At 57.6% G+C, this 5,550-nt stretch carries 2 rRNA genes; both read left to right on the top strand.

Annotated features, from left to right (window positions below):
* The first annotated feature begins 203 nt into the window (after positions 1 to 203).
* Positions 204 to 1,725: ribosomal RNA gene (locus tag AC1C2V_RS19710) — 16S ribosomal RNA — on the top strand.
* Between the two features lie 683 nt (positions 1,726 to 2,408).
* A 23S ribosomal RNA gene (locus tag AC1C2V_RS19705) occupies positions 2,409 to 5,525 on the top strand.
* Together the 16S and 23S rRNA genes form the textbook arrangement of a ribosomal RNA operon.
* Positions 5,526 to 5,550: the final 25 nt, after the last annotated feature.

Genomic DNA, 5,550 nt, shown 5'->3' with positions numbered 1-5,550 from the left:
CCCCGGCGGGGTCAGGACGAAGGTCCTGGTCTTGTGGGTGTGCGTCGGTTGTTTGAGAACTCAACAGTGTGTTTGATAGTCAATGCCAAAGTTTTTGAACCCTTTTTGGGTTCTTTTGGATCAGATTGAGCAGTTCAGCTCGGTCTGGCCAGTATCGTTGAATGCTGCGGGCTTCTTTGGAGGTTCGTGGTGTTTTCTCTTCTTTTACGGAGAGTTTGATCCTGGCTCAGGACGAACGCTGGCGGCGTGCTTAACACATGCAAGTCGAACGGTGAAGCCCAGCTTGCTGGGCGGATCAGTGGCGAACGGGTGAGTAACACGTGAGCAACCTGCCCCCCACTTCGGGATAAGCCTTGGAAACGAGGTCTAATACCGGATATGAGCATCTGCCGCATGGTGGGTGTTGGAAAGTTTTTCGGTGGGGGATGGGCTCGCGGCCTATCAGCTTGTTGGTGGGGTGATGGCCTACCAAGGCTTCGACGGGTAGCCGGCCTGAGAGGGCGACCGGCCACACTGGGACTGAGACACGGCCCAGACTCCTACGGGAGGCAGCAGTGGGGAATATTGCACAATGGGCGAAAGCCTGATGCAGCGACGCCGCGTGAGGGATGACGGCCTTCGGGTTGTAAACCTCTTTCAGCAGGGAAGAAGCGCAAGTGACGGTACCTGCAGAAGAAGCGCCGGCTAACTACGTGCCAGCAGCCGCGGTAATACGTAGGGCGCAAGCGTTGTCCGGAATTATTGGGCGTAAAGAGCTCGTAGGCGGTCTGTCGCGTCTGGTGTGAAATCCCGAGGCTCAACCTCGGGCTTGCATCGGGTACGGGCAGACTAGAGTGCGGTAGGGGAGACTGGAATTCCTGGTGTAGCGGTGGAATGCGCAGATATCAGGAGGAACACCGATGGCGAAGGCAGGTCTCTGGGCCGCAACTGACGCTGAGGAGCGAAAGCATGGGGAGCGAACAGGATTAGATACCCTGGTAGTCCATGCCGTAAACGTTGGGCACTAGGTGTGGGGCTCATTCCACGAGTTCCGTGCCGCAGCTAACGCATTAAGTGCCCCGCCTGGGGAGTACGGCCGCAAGGCTAAAACTCAAAGGAATTGACGGGGGCCCGCACAAGCGGCGGAGCATGCGGATTAATTCGATGCAACGCGAAGAACCTTACCAAGGCTTGACATGCACCGGAAACACTCAGAGATGGGTGCCCCGCAAGGTCGGTGTACAGGTGGTGCATGGTTGTCGTCAGCTCGTGTCGTGAGATGTTGGGTTAAGTCCCGCAACGAGCGCAACCCTCGTCCTATGTTGCCAGCGGGTTATGCCGGGGACTCATGGGAGACTGCCGGGGTCAACTCGGAGGAAGGTGGGGATGACGTCAAATCATCATGCCCCTTATGTCTTGGGCTTCACGCATGCTACAATGGCCGGTACAGAGGGCTGCGATACCGTAAGGTGGAGCGAATCCCAAAAAGCCGGTCTCAGTTCGGATTGGGGTCTGCAACTCGACCCCATGAAGTCGGAGTCGCTAGTAATCGCAGATCAGCAACGCTGCGGTGAATACGTTCCCGGGCCTTGTACACACCGCCCGTCAAGTCACGAAAGTTGGTAACACCCGAAGCTCATGGCCCAACCGGTTTTCCGGGGGGAGTGGTCGAAGGTGGGACTGGCGATTGGGACTAAGTCGTAACAAGGTAGCCGTACCGGAAGGTGCGGCTGGATCACCTCCTTTCTAAGGAGCATCTGAGACCTCGTGGTTGTTTGCTCGCATGCTTTGGCGTGTGGGTGGGTGGCTGGGGGGTCTAGCAGGCCGCCTGAGGCGCCGATCGTGCGTCTGGTGGTTGCTCACGGGTGGAACATTGACTAGCAGGGCTGGTTCGGTCGCGTGCCGGCTGGTGAGTACCCGCCGTGGCTCCTTCGGGGGCCGTGNCTGGTGGTTGCTCACGGGTGGAACATTGACTAGCAGGGCTGGTTCGGTCGCGTGCCGGCTGGTGAGTACCCGCCGTGGCTCCTTCGGGGGCCGTGGCTCCTTCGGGGGCTGGGTGGGGGAAAGCTGGTGGTCGTGGTTGGTCTGGTTCGCAAACACACTGTTGGGTCCTGAGGCAACCGGCCTGAGGCTCGCTCGTTGGCTGTTCTTCTCTGCCCCTGTGGGGTGGCGGGGGATGGGTTCGGGTGGGTGGTCGGTGAGTCTTGATGGATACGGGTCGTGGGCTGGGTGTGAACCGCCTGCAGCGGGTGTCGTCCCTGGGGAGCGTGAGCTTTCTGGGGATTGCTTCTGGTGTGGGTAGGCGTGCCGGTGGTCTGCGGGTCCGTCCGTTGCTTGAGAACTGCACAGTGGACGCGAGCATCCCAGATGTTCAAAAGGCTAGTTGCTTCGGCAGCTGGTCTTCTTGATCTCTGTGAAATATTGTAGTGTGTTGAAGTTTTTAAGGGCACAGGGTGAATGCCTTGGCACTAGGAGCCGAAGAAGGACGTCGTAGCCTGCGATAAGCCTCGGGGAGTTGGCAAACGAGCTGTGATCCGAGGATGTCCGAATGGGGGAACCCGGCCAGGGTCATGCCTGGTCACCTGTATCTGAATTCATAGGGTGCAGGGGGGAACGTCGGGAAGTGAAACATCTCAGTACCGACAGGAAGAGATATTCCGTGAGTAGTGGCGAGCGAAAGCGGATGAGGCCAAACCGTGTGTGTGTCAAGCTGTCAGGCGTTGCACATGCGGGGTTGTGGGACCTTCTGGAAGAGTCTGACAACTCTTCAACCAGTAAGAAAGCCGTGTCATAGTCGAACCGCATTGAAAGGCGGACCATAGTGGGTGTGAGTCCCGTAGACGAAATGGTGCGGCCTGGTGGAGGGGATCCCAAGTAGCACGGGGCCCGAGAAATCTCGTGTGAATCTGGCAAGACCACTTGCTAAGCCTAAATACTACCTAGTGACCGATAGCGGACTAGTACCGTGAGGGAAAGGTGAAAAGTACCCCGGGAGGGGAGTGAAATAGTACCTGAAACCGTGTGCCTACAATCCGTCGGAGCCTCCCTAGCAGGGGTGACGGCGTGCCTTTTGAAGAATGAGCCTGCGAGTTAGTGCTCGGTGGCGAGGTTAACCCGTGTGGGGAAGCCGTAGCGAAAGCGAGTCCGAATAGGGCGATACAGTCGCCGGGTCTAGACCCGAAGCGAAGTGATCTAGCCATGGGCAGGTTGAAGCGCCGGTAAGACGGCGTGGAGGACCGAACCCACCAGGGTTGAAAACCTGGGGGATGACCTGTGGTTAGGGGTGAAAGGCCAATCAAACTTCGTGATAGCTGGTTCTCCCCGAAATGCATTTAGGTGCAGCGTCACGTGTTTCTTGCCGGAGGTAGAGCTACTGGATGGCTAATGGGCCCTACCAGGTTACTGACGTCAGCCAAACTCCGAATGCCGGTAAGTCATAGCGTGGCAGTGAGACTGCGGGGGATAAGCTTCGTAGTCGAGAGGGAAACAGCCCAGATCATCGGCTAAGGCCCCTAAGCGTGTGCTCAGTGGGAAAGGATGTGGAGTTGCACAGACAACCAGGAGGTTGGCTTAGAAGCAGCCACCCTTGAAAGAGTGCGTAATAGCTCACTGGTCAAGTGATTCCGCGCCGACAATGTAGCGGGGCTCAAGTACACCGCCGAAGCCGTGGCACTCATACGTTAGCCCAGCATCTTCCCTTGTGGATGGTGTTCAGGTGTGTGGGTGGGTAGGGGAGCGTCGTGTGGGCAGTGAAGCTGCAGGGTGACCTAGTGGTGGAGCCCACACGAGTGAGAATGCAGGCATGAGTAGCGAATGACGGGTGAGAAACCCGTCCGCCGAATGACCAAGGGTTCCAGGGCCAGGTTAATCCGCCCTGGGTAAGTCGGGACCTAAGGCGAGGCCGACAGGCGTAGTCGATGGACAAGGAGTTGATATTCTCCTACCGGCGAAGAACCGCCCATACCGAGCCCGGTGATGCTAACCACCCCAGACCCGTCATAGTCGCCTTCGGGTGACGCCGACGGGCGCGGCGTGGGACCCGAACCGGTAGTAGGTAAGCGTGTTAACAGGGGTGACGCAGGAAGGTAGCCCGGCGTGGCGATGGTTGTCCATGTCCAAGGTTGTAGCCCGTGGTGTAGGCAAATCCGCACCACACGAGGGTGAGAACTGATAGGTACCGCGTATGCGGGAATCGGGTGATCCTATGCTGCCAAGAAAAGCCTCGACGCGAGGTTCTAGCCGCCCGTACCCCAAACCGACTCAGGTGGTCAGGTAGAGAATACCAAGGCGATCGAGCGAATCGTGGTTAAGGAACTCGGCAAAATGCCCCCGTAACTTCGGGAGAAGGGGGGCCTGAACCGTGAACACCCTAGCGGTGGTAAGCGGGGAGGGCCGCAGAGACCAGGGAGAAGCGACTGTTTACTAAAAACACAGGTCCGTGCTAAGTCGCAAGACGATGTATACGGACTGACGCCTGCCCGGTGCTGGAAGGTTAAGAGGACGGGTCAACTTCGGTGAAGCCCAGAATTTAAGCCCCAGTAAACGGCGGTGGTAACTATAACCATCCTAAGGTAGCGAAATTCCTTGTCGGGTAAGTTCCGACCTGCACGAATGGCGTAACGACTTCTCCGCTGTCTCAACCGCGAGCTCGGCGAAATTGCACTACGAGTAAAGATGCTCGTTACGCGCAGCAGGACGGAAAGACCCCGGGACCTTTACTATAGCTTGGTATTGGTGTTCGATGCGGCTTGTGTAGGATAGGTGGGAGACTATGATAATCGGCCGCCAGGTCGGTTGGAGTCAACGTTGAAATACCACTCTGGCCGCAGCGACCATCTAACCTCGGTCCGTAATCCGGATCAGGGACAGTGCCTGGTGGGTAGTTTAACTGGGGCGGTTGCCTCCTAAAATGTAACGGAGGCGCTCAAAGGTTCCCTCAGCCTGGTTGGCAATCAGGTGTCGAGTGCAAGTGCACAAGGGAGCTTGACTGTGAGACCGACAGGTCGAGCAGGGACGAAAGTCGGAACTAGTGATCCGGCGGTGGCTTGTGGAAGCGCCGTCGCTCAACGGATAAAAGGTACCCCGGGGATAACAGGCTGATCTTGCCCAAGAGTCCATATCGACGGCATGGTTTGGCACCTCGATGTCGGCTCGTCGCATCCTGGGGCTGGAGTAGGTCCCAAGGGTTGGGCTGTTCGCCCATTAAAGCGGTACGCGAGCTGGGTTTAGAACGTCGTGAGACAGTTCGGTCCCTATCCGCTGCGCGCGCAGGAAACTTGAGAAGGGCTGTCCCTAGTACGAGAGGACCGGGACGGACGAACCTCTGGTGTGCCAGTTGTTCCGCCAGGAGCACGGCTGGTTAGCTACGTTCGGAAGGGATAACCGCTGAAAGCATCTAAGCGGGAAGCCTGCTTCAAGATGAGGTTTCCATCAGAGTGATCTGTGAAGGCACCCAGCTAGACCACTGGGTAGATAGGCCGGATGTGGAAGACAGGACAAAAGACTGTCGGAGCTGACCGGTACTAATCAGCCGACAACTTCACATACACATCAACACTGTTGAGCAATACT

The sequence above is a fragment of the Isoptericola sp. Y541 genome, from assembly GCF_059445465.1.
Note: the sequence above shows the minus strand (reverse complement) of the source record. Positions and strands in the feature narration are given on the sequence as shown.